Origin of the sequence: Dryocola sharpae (genome assembly GCF_051307055.1) — a bacterium.
Taxonomy (GTDB): domain Bacteria; phylum Pseudomonadota; class Gammaproteobacteria; order Enterobacterales; family Enterobacteriaceae; genus Dryocola.
In genome coordinates this window covers 367,895-385,363 of record NZ_CP149994.1, presented here as the reverse complement: position 1 = coordinate 385,363, position 17,469 = coordinate 367,895, and the positions used below count along the sequence as shown (strand labels likewise).

Here is a 17,469-nt window from a genome sequence, read left to right as displayed (position 1 = left end):
TTACAATCGCCGCTTTCCGCGAACTCAAGGGACAATAATGGACACGCGTTTTGTTCAGGCCCATAAAGAAGCGCGCTGGGCGCTGTGGCTAACCCTGGCCTATCTCGCAGCCTGGTTAGTGGCTGCTTACTTACCAGGTGACCGGATCGGCCCGACGGGACTGCCGCACTGGTTTGAGATGGCCTGCCTGCTGGTACCTCTGGTCTTTATCCTGCTGTGCTGGATGATGGTGAAGTTTATCTTCCGGGATATCCCGCTGGAGGATGATGATGCAGCCTGAAGTGATCCTGCCCCTTATTGCTTATCTGCTCGTGGTGTTTGGCTTATCCGTTTACGCCATGCGCAAGCGGCGCACCGGTAATTTCCTGAACGAATATTTCCTCGGCAGCCGCTCGATGGGCGGTTTTGTGCTGGCGATGACCCTGACGGCTACCTATATCAGCGCCAGCTCGTTTATCGGCGGGCCGGGCGCTGCCTATAAATACGGTCTGGGCTGGGTTCTGCTGGCGATGATTCAGCTCCCCGCCGTCTGGTTATCCTTAGGCATTTTAGGGAAAAAGTTCGCCATCCTGGCCCGCCGTTACAACGCGGTGACGCTCAACGATATGCTTTATGCCCGCTACCGGAGCCGTCTGCTGGTCTGGCTGGCAAGCCTGAGCCTGCTGGTCGCGTTTATCGGCGCGATGACGGTGCAGTTTATCGGCGGCGCACGCCTGCTCGAAACCGCCGCAGGTATTCCTTACGAAACCGGCCTGCTGATTTTTGGAATCAGCATCGCGCTTTACACCGCGTTCGGCGGCTTCCGCGCCAGCGTATTAAACGACGCCATGCAGGGGCTGGTGATGCTGCTTGGCACCGTCCTGCTGCTGATTGGCGTCATTCACGCCGCAGGCGGCCTGGAAAGCGCCGTTGATAAGCTTCAGCATATCGACCCGAAGCTGGTTTCTCCGCAGGGCGCGGATAACATCCTTTCGCCTGCCTTTATGGCTTCGTTCTGGGTGCTGGTCTGCTTTGGCGTAATCGGTTTGCCCCATACCGCCGTGCGCTGTATCTCCTATAAAGACAGCAAGGCCGTTCACCGCGGCATTATCCTCGGCACTATTGTCGTGGCCGCGCTGATGTTCGGGATGCATCTGGCGGGCGCGCTGGGACGGGCCGTGTTACCAGATTTACAGGTACCCGATCTGGTTATCCCGACGCTTATGGTAACGGTACTGCCGCCCGTAGCTGCGGGGATTTTTCTCGCGGCGCCGATGGCTGCCATTATGTCGACCATTAACGCGCAGCTTCTTCAGTCTTCGGCGACGATCGTCAAAGATCTCTACCTGAATATGCGTCCTGAGCAGATCCGCAATGAAAAGCTGCTTAAGCGAATGTCCTCCGCGATCACGCTGATATTAGGCGTACTGTTATTGCTTGCCGCCTGGCGTCCGCCGGAGATGATCATCTGGCTTAACCTGCTCGCTTTTGGCGGCCTTGAAGCCGTATTCCTCTGGCCGCTGGTGCTGGGTCTGTACTGGGAGCGTGCCAATGCGGCGGGAGCGTTGAGCGCGATGATCGTCGGCGGCGTGCTGTACGCCCTGCTGGCAAGCTTTACTATCCAGCCGCTCGGCTTCCACCCGATTGTTCCTTCGCTATTATTAAGTTTGCTGGCCTTCGTCATCGGCAACCGCTTTGGCCATACGCTGCCGGAGCCGGCACTTGTTTCACCTACTGATAAATAAAGAGTTTCGCCATGCCATGGATTCAACTGAAGATTAATACCAGCGGCTCAAACGCTGAAGAACTCGGCGATGCCCTGATTGAAAGCGGATCGGTATCCGTTACCTTTCAGGATACGCACGACACGCCGGTATTTGAACCCCTGCCGGGTGAAACTCGCCTGTGGGGCGATACCGACGTGATTGGTCTGTTTGACGCAGAAGCCGATATGCAGGAGGTTGTCGCCATCCTTGAAAACCATCCTCTGCTGGGCACGGGCTTCCACCATAAAATCGAGCAGCTGGAAGATAAAGACTGGGAGCGCGAGTGGATGGATAACTTCCACCCAATGCGTTTCGGTAAGCGGTTATGGATTTGCCCGAGCTGGCGCGACGTGCCTGATGCCAATGCCGTGAATGTGATGCTTGATCCCGGTCTGGCGTTTGGTACCGGCACGCATCCCACAACGTCCCTTTGTCTTGAGTGGTTAGACGGCCTGGATCTGGAAGGCAAAACCGTTATCGATTTCGGCTGCGGCTCCGGCATTCTGGCTATTGCCGCGCTGAAGCTGGGCGCGGCGAAAGCCATCGGCATTGATATCGATCCGCAGGCGATCCAGGCCAGCCGTGATAATGCTCAGCGTAACGGTGTTTCTGAACGCCTGGAGCTTTATCTGCCAAAAGACCAGCCAGAAGCCATGAGCGCCGATGTGGTAGTCGCTAATATCCTCGCAGGCCCGCTGCGTGAACTGGCGCCGTTAATCAGCGTCCTGCCCGTTCAGGGCGGTTTTCTGGGCCTTTCAGGCGTGCTGGCAAGCCAGGCGGAAGGCGTTTGCGAAGCCTACGCGGATAAATTTACCCTCGACCCGGTCGCCGAAAAAGAGGAGTGGTGTCGTATCACGGGCATCAAGCGCTAAGATTTTGGGGGCCGTTGCGCCCCCTTTCACCAGCGGAAAAATGAGACCTCGCTCGCATAAAAGCATCGAAATCGAGCAGAAACCCAGCAGTTTATCTGGTATCAACGCCTTTAATAACGGTTAATCGCTGATGATTTTCAGCAAAATTCAAAAGAGCACAAAACAACCAACGCTACTTAACCGATTGATAAATCATATAAATAAAATAATCAGTTGCTACATCTTTATGATTCATTGATCTACAGCAGCGGATTGCTCAAAGTTTGTCCTTTCATCTCGTGTAAAAAATGCGTAATATACGCCGCCTTGCAGGTACAGTATGGTCATTTCTTAACTCATGCGCATCGGACACCACCAGCTCAGAAATCGTCTTATCGCAGCACCTATGGCTGGCATTACCGACAGGCCATTCAGAACGCTGTGTTATGAGATGGGAGCAGGATTAACCGTTTCCGAGATGATGTCGTCTAACCCAGAAGTTTGGGCAAGCGACAAATCCCGTTTACGGATGGTACACGTTGATGAGCCGGGTATTCGCACCGTGCAGATTGCCGGAAGCGATCCTGAAGAAATGGCCGAGGCCGCACGCATTAACGTGGCTAATGGCGCCCAGATCATTGATATCAATATGGGTTGCCCGGCGAAGAAAGTGAATCGCAAACTGGCAGGTTCAGCCCTTCTGCAGTACCCGAGTCTGGTGAGGTCTATCGTGACGACGGTGGTGAAGGCAGTGGACGTTCCTGTGACGTTAAAGATTCGCACTGGCTGGGATACGGCGCACCGTAACTGTGTAGAGATTGCCCAACTGGCTGAAGAATGTGGCATTCAGGCCCTGACAATTCATGGACGCACACGCGCCTGTTTATTCCAGGGAAACGCTGAGTACGACAGTATTCGGGCAGTTAAGCAGAAAGTTTCCATTCCGGTTATCGCGAATGGCGACATTACTGACCCGCTTAAAGCCAGAGCTGTGCTCGACTATACAGGGGCTGATGCTCTGATGATAGGACGTGCAGCTCAGGGAAGACCCTGGATCTTTCGGGAAATCCAGCACTATCTGGACACTGGAGAGCTGCTTCCGCCCTTGCCTCTGGCAGAGGTGAAGCGCTTACTTTGTGCACACATTCGGGAACTCCATGACTTTTATGGTCAGGTAAAGGGATACCGAATTGCGCGCAAACACGTATCCTGGTATCTCCAGGAACACGCTCCGGATGACCAGTTTCGGCGCACATTCAACGCCATTGAAGATGCAAGCGAACAGCTTGCGGCGTTGGAGGCATACTTCGAAAATTTTGCGTAAACAGAAATAAAGAGCTGACAGAACTATGTTCGAACAACGCGTAAATTCTGACGTACTGACCGTTTCTACCGTTAACTCTCAGGACCAGGTTACCCAAAAACCCCTGCGTGACTCCGTGAAACAGGCACTGAAGAACTATTTTGCTCAACTGAATGGTCAAGATGTAAACGATCTGTATGAGCTGGTACTGGCTGAAGTAGAGCAGCCATTGTTGGACATGGTGATGCAATACACCCGTGGCAACCAAACCCGTGCTGCTCTGATGATGGGTATCAACCGCGGTACGCTGCGCAAGAAACTGAAAAAATACGGCATGAACTGATACTAATCAGTCAGTGTTGTTTAAGAAGGCGCAACCCGGCATGGGGAAGCGCCTTTTTTATTACCCGCATTTTTAGCCCGTCTCCCTTTTCTCTCCATAGTTTTGCCTCAGCGCCCTCTTTTCTCCACTTTGTTTACAGTACACATGAATTGCAATTATTCCCTTCTCCTGCCGTCCTGATGGCGATGATAAAATAAGCGCATTCACGCCGGGGTGGATTTTGCGAAGACTCAGTGCGCTTACCGGCGCACCAGCGAGAGTTATCCCTGCCCCGGGATTTGCATCAGAGGTTTGAAAATGAAAAAGTTAATTGCTGCCGCTCTCCTTTCCACGCTTCTGGCTGGATGTGCGACCAACTCACCTTGCGTGCCGGTCTATGACGACCAGGGCCGCCTGGTGCATACCAACACCTGTATGAAAGGCACAACGCAGGATAACTGGGAAACCGCAGGCGCTATCGCCGGAGGCGCGGCGGCCGTTGCAGGTTTAACCCTGGGTATCGTTGCCCTGACGAAATAGCGTTAAAAAGCGCGGGTAACCCTCGCGCTTTTTTGTTTTGCCTGTTCATCCCCTTGCATTCCACATCGTGATAATCCTCACATTCCTTCCTGAACAATATCATCGCTACTATATAACGCCTGAAAGCAGCTCTTTTCGCCCTGGCAAACTCTGAACATTTTTTGCTCCGAAATGTGGCGCAGGTTTCAGTTTTGCACCGATTCGGGGCGTTGAGCGCATATTTTCCTGTCTACACTCAGCTTACTGCGGCAAACGTACGCGCAATACGCCCGCTGCAATCCTGGCATTGCCTTTGCTTTAAAGAAACTGGCGGATGCCACAGACAGCAAAAACGGCCCTCAGGGAGCCGCAAATATAACGATAATTTCTCCACACAGGATGCATTATGAAAAAGTTAATGATAGCCACTCTGGTTGCAGCCGGTTCGTTGTTAGCCATTGCAGGTCAGGCTCATGCCGGCACCTCGCTTGATGCAGTGAAAAAGAAAGGTTTTGTGCAGTGCGGCATCAGCGATGGCCTGCCCGGTTTCTCATATGCCGATGCGGGCGGCAAATTTACCGGTATTGATGTGGACGTTTGTCGCGGCGTGGCCGCCGCGGTATTTGGCGATGCCTCTAAAGTGAAATACACGCCGCTGACCGCCAAAGAACGATTCACCGCATTGCAGTCTGGCGAAGTGGATATCCTGTCTCGCAATACCACCTGGACCTCCTCGCGCGATGCGGGCATGGGGATGATTTTCACCGGCGTGACCTATTACGACGGCATCGGCTTTCTGACGCATAACAAAGCCGGCCTGAAGAGCGCTAAAGAGCTGGATGGCGCAACGGTTTGCATCCAGGCCGGTACGGATACCGAGCTGAACGTGGCGGACTACTTCAAAGCCAATAAGATGAATTACACGCCGGTCACCTTCGACCGTTCAGACGAATCCGCTAAGGCGCTGGAATCAGGCCGCTGCGATACGCTCGCCTCCGACCAGTCCCAGCTCTACGCGCTGCGCATTAAGCTGAGCAATCCGGCTGAATGGATCGTTCTGCCAGAAGTTATTTCCAAAGAACCGCTGGGCCCGGTAGTTCGTCGCGGTGACGAAGACTGGTTCGCCATCGTGCGCTGGACGTTGTTCGCCATGCTGAATGCCGAAGAGATGGGCGTGGATTCTAAGAACGTCGATCAAATGGCGGCCAACCCGACAACGCCGGATATGGCGCATCTGTTAGGAAAAGAAGGCGACTTTGGTAAGGACCTGAAACTCGACAACAAATGGGCTTACAACATCGTCAAACAGGTCGGCAACTACGCCGAGATTTTCGAGCATAACGTCGGCTCTGAAAGCCCGCTGAAAATTAAACGTGGTCAAAACAACCTGTGGAACAAAGGCGGTATTCAGTACGCTCCGCCAGTTCGCTAAGCGAAACGTCAGAAATGGGCGCTGCGTAGCGGCGCCCAGTGTTTGAGTTTACGTTACTGAGGTTCGCTTATGTTCCAACGTCGCCCATCCGTAAAAGGAGATCTCTCCTTTTCTAACCCCAGGGTTCGTGCATGGCTGTATCAGATTATCGCCGTCGCCATTGTGGTTGGCATTGCGGCTTATCTGATACACAACACCGTCACCAACCTTAATAATCGCGGCATCACCTCAGGTTTTGCATTTCTCGACCGCAGCGCCGGCTTTGGCATCGTTCAGCATCTGATTGATTATCAGCAGGGCGATACCTACGGCCGGGTTTTTGTTGTCGGGTTATTGAATACGTTACTGGTATCCGCGCTGTGTATCGTTTTTGCGTCCTTCATCGGATTCTTTCTGGGTCTCGCCCGTCTGTCTGAAAACTGGCTGCTACGCAAACTGTCGATCATCTACATTGAGACGTTCCGCAATATCCCGCCGCTGCTGCAAATCTTTTTCTGGTACTTTGCCGTCCTGCGTAACCTGCCCGGCCCCCGTCAGGCGATAAATGCCTTTGACCTGCTTTTTCTCAGCAACCGCGGATTATATATTCCTTCGCCGCAGGTGGGAGAAGGGGCGCCGGCTTTTATTGTGGCGATAATAGCGGCGGTTGCCGTTTCTGCTGGTCTCTTTCGCTATAACAAAACGCATCAAATCAAAACCGGACAGCTTCGCCGTACATGGCCCGCCGCGTTAGGATTACTGATTTTACTTCCGGCTGCGGCGCTGGGAGTTTTCGGCGCAGCGCTGCACTGGGACGTGCCTGCCTTACGCGGCTTTAACTTCCGCGGCGGGATGGTGTTGATCCCTGAACTGGCGGCTTTGACTCTCGCCTTGTCGGTTTATACCTCAGCTTTTATCGCCGAGATTATCCGCGCCGGTATTCAGTCAGTGCCCTATGGCCAGCATGAAGCCGCGCGTTCCCTTGCGCTGCCCAATACGGTGACGTTACGCCAGGTCATTATTCCTCAGGCCCTGCGGGTTATTATTCCGCCGCTGACCAGCCAGTATCTCAATATCGTGAAGAACTCTTCTCTGGCGGCGGCTATCGGCTATCCGGATATGGTGTCGCTGTTTGCGGGTACGGTGCTAAACCAGACCGGGCAGGCCATCGAAACCATTGCTATCACCATGTCGGTTTATCTGCTTATCAGCCTGAGCATCTCATTGCTGATGAATATCTATAACCGCCGCATAGCCCTGATTGAGCGCTAAGGAACCATGATGACGAAAGCCTTAACCTCCCATCAGGCTGCCCCAAAAGTCGTGCGGTCGGGTCCGTTGCAATGGGTTCGTAAGAATCTTTTTTCAAGCTGGTCCAACGGTCTGCTGACGCTCTTCTGTGTATGGATGATGTGGGAGCTCATCCCGCCGTTGCTTAACTGGGCCCTTTTTCAGGCGAACTGGACCGGCGAGACGCGGGCCGACTGCACCAAAGAAGGCGCCTGCTGGGTATTCATTCACGCCCGCTTCGGCCAGTTCATGTATGGCCTTTACCCTCTCGATCAGCGCTGGCGTATCAATCTCGCTTTGCTTATTGGCCTGCTCTCCATCGTGCCGATGTTCTGGAATGCTATGCCTCGTCGCGGGCGCTATATCGCGGCCTGGGCAATCTTCTATCCGCTGGTTGTCTGGTGGCTGATGTATGGAGGCTTTTTGGGGCTGGAACGCGTGGAGACGCGCCAGTGGGGAGGCCTGACGTTAACGCTTATCATTGCTTCCGTAGGGATCGCTGGCGCTTTGCCGCTGGGGATCCTGCTGGCGCTCGGACGTCGTTCGCGCATGCCGGTGGTAAGAATATTATCGGTAGTATTTATCGAGTTCTGGCGTGGCGTTCCGCTGATCACCGTGCTGTTTATGTCATCGGTCATGCTGCCGCTGTTTCTTGCGGAAGGCACAAACATCGATAAGCTGATCCGCGCCCTGGTCGGCGTTATCCTGTTTCAGTCGGCTTACGTCGCCGAGGTGGTCCGCGGTGGCTTACAGGCTTTGCCTAAAGGCCAATACGAAGCGGCAGAATCTCTGGCTCTTGGCTACTGGAAAACCCAGGGACTGGTGATTTTACCGCAGGCGTTAAAACTGGTGATCCCGGGACTGGTCAATACGATCATTGCGCTGTTTAAGGATACAAGCCTTGTGATCATCATTGGCCTGTTCGATCTGTTTAGTAGCGTGCAACAGGCTACTGTGGATCCCGCCTGGCTGGGCATGTCCACCGAAGGTTACGTTTTTGCCGCCCTGATCTATTGGGCTTTCTGTTTCAGCATGTCGCGCTACAGCCAGCACCTGGAAAAGCGCTTTAACACCGGGCGAGCACCGCACTGAGGATAACAATGAGCCAAACTATCATACAACCTGCTGAAGCGATGATCCTGCTTGAGAACGTGAATAAATGGTTCGGACAGTTTCATGTTTTGAAGGACATAAACCTGAAGGTTAAGCAGGGAGAACGTATCGTGCTTTGCGGCCCGTCGGGCTCGGGCAAATCAACCACCATCCGCTGTATTAACCATCTCGAAGAGCATCAGAAAGGGCGTATCGTTGTCGACGGAACGGAGCTGAATGATGATTTGCGCAATATTGAGAAAGTGCGCACTGAGGTAGGGATGGTTTTCCAGCACTTTAACCTTTTCCCTCATCTGACCGTGCTGCAGAACTGCACGCTGGCGCCGATCTGGGTGAAAAAGATGCCGAAGAGAGAGGCCGAAGAGCTTGGCATGCACTATCTGGAGCGGGTACGCATCGCAGAGCATGCCCATAAGTTTCCCGGCCAAATCTCCGGCGGACAGCAGCAGCGCGTGGCGATCGCCCGTTCGCTGTGTATGAAGCCCAGGATAATGCTGTTTGATGAACCCACTTCGGCGCTCGATCCAGAAATGGTCAAGGAAGTGCTGGATACCATGATTGGTCTTGCACAGTCAGGGATGACAATGCTGTGCGTAACGCATGAGATGGGCTTCGCCAGGACGGTCGCAGACAGGGTGATCTTTATGGACCGCGGTGAGATTGTTGAACAGGCTCCGCCGGATGAGTTCTTTGCCCATCCGACGTCAGAGCGTACGCGCGCCTTCCTGTCGCAGGTTATCCATTGATATATTCTGATGATGAAGCAAAACAAAAAGGCCATCCTTGCGGATGGCCTTTTTGTTTATTTGGAGCCTGGCAGTTCCCTACTCTCGCATGGGGAGACCCCACACTACCATCGGCGCTACGGCGTTTCACTTCTGAGTTCGGCATGGGGTCAGGTGGGACCACCGCGCTGTTGCCGCCAGGCAAATTCTTTATTAAATTGTCGAACTTTAACTTAAAAACTGGTGCTGATACCCAGAGTCGAACTGGGGACCTCACCCTTACCAAGGGTGCGCTCTACCAACTGAGCCATATCAGCACGCTAATTCTTATAACCGCCTGCTTTAAAAGCAAACTTTACTAATCTGCAGCATGGCAGTTGATGAACTTTGTTCACCCTACGGGCCGTTGCTTCGCAACGTTTTGCCTCGTATTACTACCGTTACTGCTAATTTAGAGCCTGGCAGTTCCCTACTCTCGCATGGAGAGACCCCACACTACCATCGGCGCTACGGCGTTTCACTTCTGAGTTCGGCATGGGGTCAGGTGGGACCACCGCGCTGTTGCCGCCAGGCATATTCTGTACCGCTGACCGTCACCTTAAACACGTGACCCTCAGCGTCAATCCTGAACATCGCTGAAAATTAAATCGTCTCGCACCAAAACACCTTCGGTGTTGTAAGGTTAAGCCTCACGGATCATTAGTACTGGTTAGCTCAATGCATCGCTGCACTTACACACCCAGCCTATCAACGTCGTCGTCTTCAACGTTCCTTCAGGACCCTTGAAGGGTCAGGGAGAATTCATCTCGGGGCAAGTTTCGCGCTTAGATGCTTTCAGCGCTTATCTCTTCCGCATTTAGCTACCGGGCAGTGCCATTGGCATGACAACCCGAACACCAGTGATGCGTCCACTCCGGTCCTCTCGTACTAGGAGCAGCCCCCCTCAATTCTCCAGCGCCCACGGCAGATAGGGACCGAACTGTCTCACGACGTTCTAAACCCAGCTCGCGTACCACTTTAAATGGCGAACAGCCATACCCTTGGGACCTACTTCAGCCCCAGGATGTGATGAGCCGACATCGAGGTGCCAAACACCGCCGTCGATATGAACTCTTGGGCGGTATCAGCCTGTTATCCCCGGAGTACCTTTTATCCGTTGAGCGATGGCCCTTCCATGCAGAACCACCGGATCACTAAGACCTGCTTTCGCACCTGCTCGAGCCGTCACTCTCGCAGTCAAGCCAGCTTATGCCTTTGCACTAACCTCACGATGTCCGACCGTGATTAGCTGACCTTCGTGCTCCTCCGTTACGCTTTAGGAGGAGACCGCCCCAGTCAAACTACCCACCAGACACTGTCCGCAACCCGGATTACGGGTCCACGTTAGAACACCAGCCATTAAAGGGTGGTATTTCAAGGATGGCTCCACGCAGACTGGCGTCCGCGCTTCAAAGCCTCCCACCTATCCTGCACATCAAGGACCAGTGTTCAGTGTCAAGCTGTAGTAAAGGTTCACGGGGTCTTTCCGTCTTGCCGCGGGTACACTGCATCTTCACAGCGATTTCAATTTCACTGAGTCTCGGGTGGAGACAGCCTGGCCATCATTACGCCATTCGTGCAGGTCGGAACTTACCCGACAAGGAATTTCGCTACCTTAGGACCGTTATAGTTACGGCCGCCGTTTACCGGGGCTTCGATCAGGAGCTTCAGCTTGCGCTTAACCCCATCAATTAACCTTCCGGCACCGGGCAGGCGTCACACCGTATACGTCCACTTTCGTGTTTGCACAGTGCTGTGTTTTTAATAAACAGTTGCAGCCAGCTGGTATCTTCGACTGGCTTCAGCTCCACGGGTAAACCGCTTCACCTACGCGCCAGCGTGCCTTCTCCCGAAGTTACGGCACCATTTTGCCTAGTTCCTTCACCCGAGTTCTCTCAAGCGCCTTGGTATTCTCTACCTGACCACCTGTGTCGGTTTGGGGTACGATTCTGTGTCACCTGGAGCTTAGAGGCTTTTCCTGGAAGTGTGGCATTTGTCACTTCAGCACCGTGGTGCCTCGTCATCACGCCTCAGTGTTAAAGAAGACCGGATTTGCCTGGTCTTCACACCTTCACGCTTAAACCGGGACAACCGTCGCCCGGCCAACATAGCCTTCTCCGTCCCCCCTTCGCAGTGACACCGAGTACAGGAATATTAACCTGTTTCCCATCGACTACGCCTTTCGGCCTCGCCTTAGGGGTCGACTCACCCTGCCCCGATTAACGTTGGACAGGAACCCTTGGTCTTCCGGCGAGCGGGCTTTTCACCCGCTTTATCGTTACTTATGTCAGCATTCGCACTTCTGATACCTCCAGCAGCCCTCACAGGCCACCTTCGACGGCTTACAGAACGCTCCCCTACCCAACAACGCATACGCGTCGCTGCCGCAGCTTCGGTGCATGGTTTAGCCCCGTTACATCTTCCGCGCAGGCCGACTCGACCAGTGAGCTATTACGCTTTCTTTAAATGATGGCTGCTTCTAAGCCAACATCCTGGCTGTCTGTGCCTTCCCACATCGTTTCCCACTTAACCATGACTTTGGGACCTTAGCTGGCGGTCTGGGTTGTTTCCCTCTTCACGACGGACGTTAGCACCCGCCGTGTGTCTCCCGTGATAACATTCTCCGGTATTCGCAGTTTGCATCGGGTTGGTAAGCCGGGATGGCCCCCTAGCCGAAACAGTGCTCTACCCCCGGAGATGAGTTCACGAGGCGCTACCTAAATAGCTTTCGGGGAGAACCAGCTATCTCCCGGTTTGATTGGCCTTTCACCCCCAGCCACAGGTCATCCGCTAATTTTTCAACATTAGTCGGTTCGGTCCTCCAGTTAGTGTTACCCAACCTTCAACCTGCCCATGGCTAGATCACCGGGTTTCGGGTCTATACCCTGCAACTTAACGCCCAGTTAAGACTCGGTTTCCCTGCGGCTCCCCTATACGGTTAACCTTGCTACAGAATATAAGTCGCTGACCCATTATACAAAAGGTACGCAGTTACCCCATAAAGAGGCTCCCACTGCTTGTACGTACACGGTTTCAGGTTCTGTTTCACTCCCCTCGCCGGGGTTCTTTTCGCCTTTCCCTCACGGTACTGGTTCACTATCGGTCAGTCAGGAGTATTTAGCCTTGGAGGATGGTCCCCCCATATTCAGACAGGATACCACGTGTCCCGCCCTACTCGTCGAACTCACAGCAAGTGTGTCTTTGTGTACGGGAGTATCACCCTGTACCCTGCGCCTTTCCAGACGCTTCCACTGACACACAGACTGATGCTGGTTCTGGGCTGTTCCCCGTTCGCTCGCCGCTACTGGGGGAATCTCGGTTGATTTCTTTTCCTCGGGGTACTTAGATGTTTCAGTTCCCCCGGTTCGCTTCGTTAAGCTATGTATTCACTTAACGATAGTGCAACGGATTGCACTGGGTTTCCCCATTCGGAAATCGCCGGGTATAACGGTTCATATCACCTTACCGGCGCTTATCGCAGATTAGCACGTCCTTCATCGCCTCTGACTGCCAGGGCATCCACCGTGTACGCTTGGTCGCTTAACCTCACAACCCGAAGGTGTCTCGTGAGACACACCCGTCTGTTGTGAAAAGTTGAGAGACTCGGACATATCGTATTCTCATTCTTTATTACGGAAGAATGAGACGACATGTCATTTCAATTTTCAGCTTGTTCCGGATTTTTAAAGAGCAATATCTTAAAGCCGACTGTAAAAGTCAGTTTTAAGATATTTTTTAGCGACACCTTTCACCTGTCACCAAGCAAGTGGCGTCCCCTAGGGGATTCGAACCCCTGTTACCGCCGTGAAAGGGCGGTGTCCTGGGCCTCTAGACGAAGGGGACACTGAAGTCTCACTCGCAAGACGCCTTGCTTCTTTACTTCTATCAGACAATCTGTGTGGACACTGCGCGGAACGTATCTTTCAGGTAAGGAGGTGATCCAACCGCAGGTTCCCCTACGGTTACCTTGTTACGACTTCACCCCAGTCATGAATCACAAAGTGGTAAGCGCCCTCCCGGAGGTTAAGCTACCTACTTCTTTTGCAACCCACTCCCATGGTGTGACGGGCGGTGTGTACAAGGCCCGGGAACGTATTCACCGTGGCATTCTGATCCACGATTACTAGCGATTCCGACTTCACGGAGTCGAGTTGCAGACTCCGATCCGGACTACGACGCACTTTATGAGGTCCGCTTGCTCTCGCGAGGTCGCTTCTCTTTGTATGCGCCATTGTAGCACGTGTGTAGCCCTACTCGTAAGGGCCATGATGACTTGACGTCATCCCCACCTTCCTCCAGTTTATCACTGGCAGTCTCCTTTGAGTTCCCGACATTACTCGCTGGCAACAAAGGATAAGGGTTGCGCTCGTTGCGGGACTTAACCCAACATTTCACAACACGAGCTGACGACAGCCATGCAGCACCTGTCTCAGAGTTCCCGAAGGCACCAAGCCATCTCTGGCAAGTTCTCTGGATGTCAAGAGTAGGTAAGGTTCTTCGCGTTGCATCGAATTAAACCACATGCTCCACCGCTTGTGCGGGCCCCCGTCAATTCATTTGAGTTTTAACCTTGCGGCCGTACTCCCCAGGCGGTCGACTTAACGCGTTAGCTCCGGAAGCCACGCCTCAAGGGCACAACCTCCAAGTCGACATCGTTTACGGCGTGGACTACCAGGGTATCTAATCCTGTTTGCTCCCCACGCTTTCGCACCTGAGCGTCAGTCTTTGTCCAGGGGGCCGCCTTCGCCACCGGTATTCCTCCAGATCTCTACGCATTTCACCGCTACACCTGGAATTCTACCCCCCTCTACAAGACTCTAGCCTGCCAGTTTCGGATGCAGTTCCCGGGTTGAGCCCGGGGATTTCACATCCGACTTGACAGACCGCCTGCGTGCGCTTTACGCCCAGTAATTCCGATTAACGCTTGCACCCTCCGTATTACCGCGGCTGCTGGCACGGAGTTAGCCGGTGCTTCTTCTGCGGGTAACGTCAATCGGCGCGGTTATTAACCGCACCGCCTTCCTCCCCGCTGAAAGTACTTTACAACCCGAAGGCCTTCTTCATACACGCGGCATGGCTGCATCAGGCTTGCGCCCATTGTGCAATATTCCCCACTGCTGCCTCCCGTAGGAGTCTGGACCGTGTCTCAGTTCCAGTGTGGCTGGTCATCCTCTCAGACCAGCTAGGGATCGTCGCTTTGGTGAGCCGTTACCTCACCAACTGGCTAATCCCATCTGGGCACATCTGATGGCAAGAGGCCCGAAGGTCCCCCTCTTTGGTCTTGCGACGTTATGCGGTATTAGCCACCGTTTCCAGTGGTTATCCCCCGCCATCAGGCAGTTTCCCAGACATTACTCACCCGTCCGCCGCTCGCCGGCAAAGTAGCAAGCTACTTTCCGCTGCCGCCCGACTTGCATGTGTTAGGCCTGCCGCCAGCGTTCAATCTGAGCCATGATCAAACTCTTCAATTAAAAGCTTGATTTGCTTACATCTGTAAGCGGTGCTCAAAGATTACATTCACATAATTCATAATGAATTACTGTCTGGTCACTTTAAGGCTTGATATTTTTTTGCATCCGCAGATGCTGAGATATCAATCCTGCGAGTGCCCACACAGATTGTCTGATAAATTGTTAAAGAGCGGTGCAACGAGCGGCTTCGCCTGCTGTTGCGAGGTGGCGTATATTACGCTTTCCTCTTTCAGAGTCAACCCTCACTTTCAGGATTTTTTAACTCTCATCGCCGCCGTTACTCTGTGATGTTGTTCACATGTTCCGTGTCGATGGAGGCGCATTATAGGGATCCCGATTTATTGCACAAGTCTTTTTTCGATCTTTTCTTTTAAGTGTTTAGTTTTCACCCTTTTCGATGAGATCTTGCCCGATCCGCTCTCTTTATAGCGTTTTACCCCCTTGCTAATGGTCAAAAAAGCAGCCAGAGTTTATCTACGCAATGAATTCTCAGAGGTTGTTATGACTGCTGTATTACGTCCCTTTCAGAAAATGTTTCCTGCAACAGGCCAACGCGTGATGTTGGATCCTTCCAGTGTGGTGATTGGCGACGTCCGTCTGGCCGACGATGTCAGTATCTGGCCGTTAGTGGCGATTCGCGGCGACGTGAACTATGTGGCTATTGGCGCGCGAACCAATATTCAGGATGGCTGTGTTCTGCACGTTACCCATAAATCTTCCTATAACCCGGAAGGTAATCCGCTCATCGTAGGCGAGGACGTCACCATCGGACATAAGGTTATGCTTCACGGCTGCACTATAGGAAACCGTGTGCTGGTTGGGATGGGATCAATTTTGCTGGATGGCGTGGTAGTAGAAGACGATGTCATGATCGGAGCGGGTAGCCTGGTTTCGCCGAACAAACGTCTGGAAAGCGGCTATTTATATCTGGGAAGCCCAGCGAAGCAGGTTCGTCCATTGAAAGAGGCGGAGCTTGAAGGACTTAAATACTCCGCGAATAACTATGTGCGCTGGAAAGATGAATACCTGGCTCAGGATAACCAGTACCAGCCCTGATCGTCGTCTTGCTCATTGAGGATCAGAAGTTGTACTTCTTCTTCCAGATCCCATCGATGGGTCCGGAACAGCATAAGCCATTCCTGACAGCCGTCGCCACCATAACGGCTGGCGACGCTCTCCCCTGAGATTGCGCACGTTAGCTGGAAGCCGTTGACGATCGCCGGGAAGCAAATCGCATTATGCCGCTCACTCCAGGCTTCGCGATCGGGAAACTGGATCGCCTGGTTCACGCTGCCATTTCCTGCTGAAGCTTTTCGATTACCGGCGCAATATCTGGCAGCACCCCATGCCATAGCAGGAAAGCATGCGCCGCCTGGCCCACCAGCATTCCCAGCCCGTCGGCATACTGCTGAACGCCGTGCTGCGCGCTCCAGCTCAGGAAGGGAGTAAGCCCTGACTGATAGAACATGTCGTAGCAGCCTACGTTATGCGACAGCAAGGACGCAGGAAGCGAGGGAATATCACCGTTAACGCCGCTGGAAGTTGCGTTAATGATTAAATCAAATTCATGCCCCTCCAGCCTCTGCTGCTCAACCGCCTGCACGCTACCGGTATGGCTAAACAGTTTTGCCAGCTCTGCTGCCCGCGTAAAAGTGCGGTTGGTAATAGTCACCGCGCAGTCAAGGGACAGAAGAGGAAGCAATACGCCTCTGGCCGCCCCGCCAGCGCCCGACAGCAGAATACGATCGCCCGGTTTTATCAGCGACAAACGTTCCAGATCGCTAAGTAAACCGATGCCGTCAGTGTTGTCACCCAGCAGGCGGCCATCTTCCAGACGCTTCAAAGTATTCACCGCGCCTGCCAGGGCGGCGCGTTCAGTCAGCTCATCCGCGCGGGCAAACGCCTGCTCTTTAAACGGCATGGTGATATTTGCCCCTTTGCCGCCAGCGTTAAAGAACGACTCCAGGGATGCCGGGAACGCCTCCACGGGGGCAAGGATGCGACCGTAAGGATGATCAATATTAAGTTGCTCAGCAAACAGCTTATGTATCTGCGGCGATTTACTGTGTTGGATCGGATTACCGAAAACGGCGAAAGTTTCCATTATTTACCCCTGGCGGAAGAGCTCGCCGGTTAAGGCATCGCGAATTTCAGAAGGATTCTGGCGACCGCCGGTTTCTCCATGCATTACCGGGAAATCATCGCCAAACTGCTGGAGCACTTCTTCTGCGGTGCGGCACGGAGGTAAACCAGACAGGTTTGCGCTCGTTGAAACCAGCGGTTTGCCATATTCCTGGCAGAGCGCTTTTACCAGCGGATGATCCGTAACCCTGACGGCCAGAGAGTCAAAGCGCCCGGTTAACCAGCGAGGCGTGGAAGGCAGGGCCGGAAAGACAAAGGTTACCGGACCAGGCCAGCGGGAAAATACCGCCTCACGCTGAGCCACAGTTAAGGCATGCTCATCAATATAAGGTTTAAGTTGTGCAAAACTTGCCGCGATCAGGATCAGACCTTTATCTACCGGGCGCTGTTTTAGCGCGAGCAAACGGGAAACCGCAAGCTCGCTATCGGGATTGCAACCGACGCCAAAAACAGCTTCGGTTGGATAGGCGATGACTTTGTTATTTTTCAGGGCAGCCACGATCTCCGCAAGCTGCCCTTGCTGCAGGCTATTGTTCAC

At 53.5% G+C, this 17,469-nt stretch carries 14 protein-coding genes, 2 tRNA genes and 4 rRNA genes; 11 read left to right on the top strand and 9 right to left on the bottom strand.

Annotation, left to right across the window (positions count from 1 at the left end; translation table 11 throughout):
* The first annotated feature begins 37 nt into the window (after nucleotides 1-37).
* The 10 genes from WLO31_RS01855 to WLO31_RS01810 all read left to right on the top strand — a co-directional run bounded on the left by WLO31_RS01855 (nucleotide 38) and on the right by WLO31_RS01810 (nucleotide 9,300).
* A complete protein-coding gene (locus WLO31_RS01855) occupies nucleotides 38-280 on the top strand; it encodes a YhdT family protein (RefSeq protein WP_435928839.1) in 243 nt (80 codons plus the stop codon).
* Entirely contained in the window at nucleotides 270-1,724 is a 1,455-nt protein-coding gene (panF, locus tag WLO31_RS01850) for a sodium/pantothenate symporter (protein WP_435930479.1), read from the top strand. Before WLO31_RS01855 ends, panF begins: the two co-directional genes overlap by 11 nt.
* 11 nt (nucleotides 1,725-1,735) lie before the next feature.
* A complete protein-coding gene (gene prmA / locus WLO31_RS01845) occupies nucleotides 1,736-2,617 on the top strand; it encodes a 50S ribosomal protein L11 methyltransferase (RefSeq protein WP_435928838.1) in 882 nt (293 codons plus the stop codon).
* A 337-nt stretch (nucleotides 2,618-2,954) separates the two neighbouring features.
* Complete coding sequence (gene dusB / locus WLO31_RS01840) at nucleotides 2,955-3,920, top strand: tRNA dihydrouridine synthase DusB (RefSeq protein WP_435928837.1); 966 nt, start codon at nucleotides 2,955-2,957, stop codon at nucleotides 3,918-3,920.
* Nucleotides 3,921-3,945: 25 nt separating this feature from the next.
* The gene (fis, locus tag WLO31_RS01835) at nucleotides 3,946-4,242 is read left to right on the top strand and encodes a DNA-binding transcriptional regulator Fis (protein WP_000462905.1); all 297 of its coding nucleotides are present in this window, start codon (nucleotides 3,946-3,948) and stop codon (nucleotides 4,240-4,242) included.
* Between the two features lie 297 nt (nucleotides 4,243-4,539).
* On the top strand, nucleotides 4,540-4,761 hold the full coding sequence (locus WLO31_RS01830) for a hypothetical protein (protein ID WP_435928836.1): 222 nt from the start codon (nucleotides 4,540-4,542) through the stop codon (nucleotides 4,759-4,761).
* 385 nt (nucleotides 4,762-5,146) lie between these two features.
* A complete protein-coding gene (locus tag WLO31_RS01825; RefSeq protein ID WP_435928835.1) occupies nucleotides 5,147-6,172 on the top strand; it encodes an amino acid ABC transporter substrate-binding protein in 1,026 nt (341 codons plus the stop codon).
* A gap of 69 nt (nucleotides 6,173-6,241) precedes the next feature.
* Nucleotides 6,242-7,423 carry an amino acid ABC transporter permease gene (locus tag WLO31_RS01820; protein WP_435928833.1) on the top strand — a complete coding sequence of 394 codons (1,182 nt, stop codon included), beginning with the start codon at nucleotides 6,242-6,244 and terminating at the stop codon, nucleotides 7,421-7,423.
* A 9-nt stretch (nucleotides 7,424-7,432) separates the two neighbouring features.
* Entirely contained in the window at nucleotides 7,433-8,533 is a 1,101-nt protein-coding gene (locus tag WLO31_RS01815) for an amino acid ABC transporter permease (protein ID WP_435930477.1), read from the top strand.
* A gap of 8 nt (nucleotides 8,534-8,541) precedes the next feature.
* Nucleotides 8,542-9,300: an amino acid ABC transporter ATP-binding protein gene (locus tag WLO31_RS01810; protein ID WP_435928832.1), complete on the top strand. Its 759-nt coding sequence runs from the start codon at nucleotides 8,542-8,544 to the stop codon at nucleotides 9,298-9,300.
* A 65-nt stretch (nucleotides 9,301-9,365) separates the two neighbouring features.
* Here WLO31_RS01810 and rrf (WLO31_RS01805) read toward each other — a convergent pair.
* The 6 genes from rrf (WLO31_RS01805) to WLO31_RS01780 all read right to left on the bottom strand — a co-directional run bounded on the left by rrf (WLO31_RS01805) (nucleotide 9,366) and on the right by WLO31_RS01780 (nucleotide 14,789).
* A 5S ribosomal RNA gene (gene rrf / locus WLO31_RS01805) occupies nucleotides 9,366-9,481 on the bottom strand.
* Nucleotides 9,482-9,520: 39 nt separating this feature from the next.
* Nucleotides 9,521-9,596, bottom strand: a tRNA-Thr gene (locus tag WLO31_RS01800).
* Between the two features lie 139 nt (nucleotides 9,597-9,735).
* A 5S ribosomal RNA gene (gene rrf, locus WLO31_RS01795) occupies nucleotides 9,736-9,851 on the bottom strand.
* Between the two features lie 106 nt (nucleotides 9,852-9,957).
* Nucleotides 9,958-12,864, bottom strand: a 23S ribosomal RNA gene (locus tag WLO31_RS01790).
* A gap of 221 nt (nucleotides 12,865-13,085) precedes the next feature.
* A tRNA-Glu gene (locus WLO31_RS01785) sits at nucleotides 13,086-13,161 on the bottom strand.
* 85 nt (nucleotides 13,162-13,246) lie between these two features.
* A 16S ribosomal RNA gene (locus tag WLO31_RS01780) occupies nucleotides 13,247-14,789 on the bottom strand.
* Together the 16S, 23S and 5S rRNA genes with 2 tRNA genes alongside form the textbook arrangement of a ribosomal RNA operon.
* A 501-nt stretch (nucleotides 14,790-15,290) precedes the next feature.
* Between WLO31_RS01780 and WLO31_RS01775 the strand changes: the two genes are divergently transcribed.
* Nucleotides 15,291-15,845 (top strand): gamma carbonic anhydrase family protein, encoded by a 555-nt coding sequence (locus WLO31_RS01775; protein ID WP_435928831.1) that lies wholly within the window; start codon nucleotides 15,291-15,293, stop codon nucleotides 15,843-15,845.
* Here the strand turns inward: WLO31_RS01775 and WLO31_RS01770 are convergent.
* The 3 genes from WLO31_RS01770 to tsaC are packed head-to-tail and all read right to left on the bottom strand — an operon-like array spanning nucleotide 15,821 to nucleotide 17,469.
* Nucleotides 15,821-16,078 carry a DUF1488 domain-containing protein gene (locus tag WLO31_RS01770; protein ID WP_435928830.1) on the bottom strand — a complete coding sequence of 86 codons (258 nt, stop codon included), beginning with the start codon at nucleotides 16,076-16,078 and terminating at the stop codon, nucleotides 15,821-15,823. The two genes, WLO31_RS01775 and WLO31_RS01770, sit on opposite strands and share 25 nt — an antisense overlap.
* A complete protein-coding gene (gene aroE / locus WLO31_RS01765) occupies nucleotides 16,075-16,893 on the bottom strand; it encodes a shikimate dehydrogenase (protein ID WP_435928829.1) in 819 nt (272 codons plus the stop codon). The genes WLO31_RS01770 and aroE overlap by 4 nt, the downstream gene beginning before the upstream one ends.
* Nucleotides 16,894-16,896: 3 nt before the next feature.
* Nucleotides 16,897-17,469: an L-threonylcarbamoyladenylate synthase type 1 TsaC gene (gene tsaC, locus WLO31_RS01760; protein WP_435928828.1), complete on the bottom strand. Its 573-nt coding sequence runs from the start codon at nucleotides 17,467-17,469 to the stop codon at nucleotides 16,897-16,899.

Excerpts from the sequence above, each read along its gene's own strand:
- fis (WP_000462905.1), top strand. The coding sequence starts at position 3,946 with ATGTTCGAACAACGCGTAAATTCTGACGTACTGACCGTTTCTACCGTT.
- WLO31_RS01775 (WP_435928831.1), top strand. The coding sequence starts at position 15,291 with ATGACTGCTGTATTACGTCCCTTTCAGAAAATGTTTCCTGCAACAGGC.
- panF (WP_435930479.1), top strand. The coding sequence starts at position 270 with ATGCAGCCTGAAGTGATCCTGCCCCTTATTGCTTATCTGCTCGTGGTG.
- WLO31_RS01825 (WP_435928835.1), top strand. The coding sequence starts at position 5,147 with ATGAAAAAGTTAATGATAGCCACTCTGGTTGCAGCCGGTTCGTTGTTA.
- WLO31_RS01855 (WP_435928839.1), top strand. The coding sequence starts at position 38 with ATGGACACGCGTTTTGTTCAGGCCCATAAAGAAGCGCGCTGGGCGCTG.
- WLO31_RS01830 (WP_435928836.1), top strand. The coding sequence starts at position 4,540 with ATGAAAAAGTTAATTGCTGCCGCTCTCCTTTCCACGCTTCTGGCTGGA.
- aroE (WP_435928829.1), bottom strand. The coding sequence starts at position 16,893 with ATGGAAACTTTCGCCGTTTTCGGTAATCCGATCCAACACAGTAAATCG.
- prmA (WP_435928838.1), top strand. The coding sequence starts at position 1,736 with ATGCCATGGATTCAACTGAAGATTAATACCAGCGGCTCAAACGCTGAA.
- WLO31_RS01810 (WP_435928832.1), top strand. The coding sequence starts at position 8,542 with ATGAGCCAAACTATCATACAACCTGCTGAAGCGATGATCCTGCTTGAG.
- WLO31_RS01815 (WP_435930477.1), top strand. The coding sequence starts at position 7,433 with ATGACGAAAGCCTTAACCTCCCATCAGGCTGCCCCAAAAGTCGTGCGG.
- dusB (WP_435928837.1), top strand. The coding sequence starts at position 2,955 with ATGCGCATCGGACACCACCAGCTCAGAAATCGTCTTATCGCAGCACCT.
- WLO31_RS01820 (WP_435928833.1), top strand. The coding sequence starts at position 6,242 with ATGTTCCAACGTCGCCCATCCGTAAAAGGAGATCTCTCCTTTTCTAAC.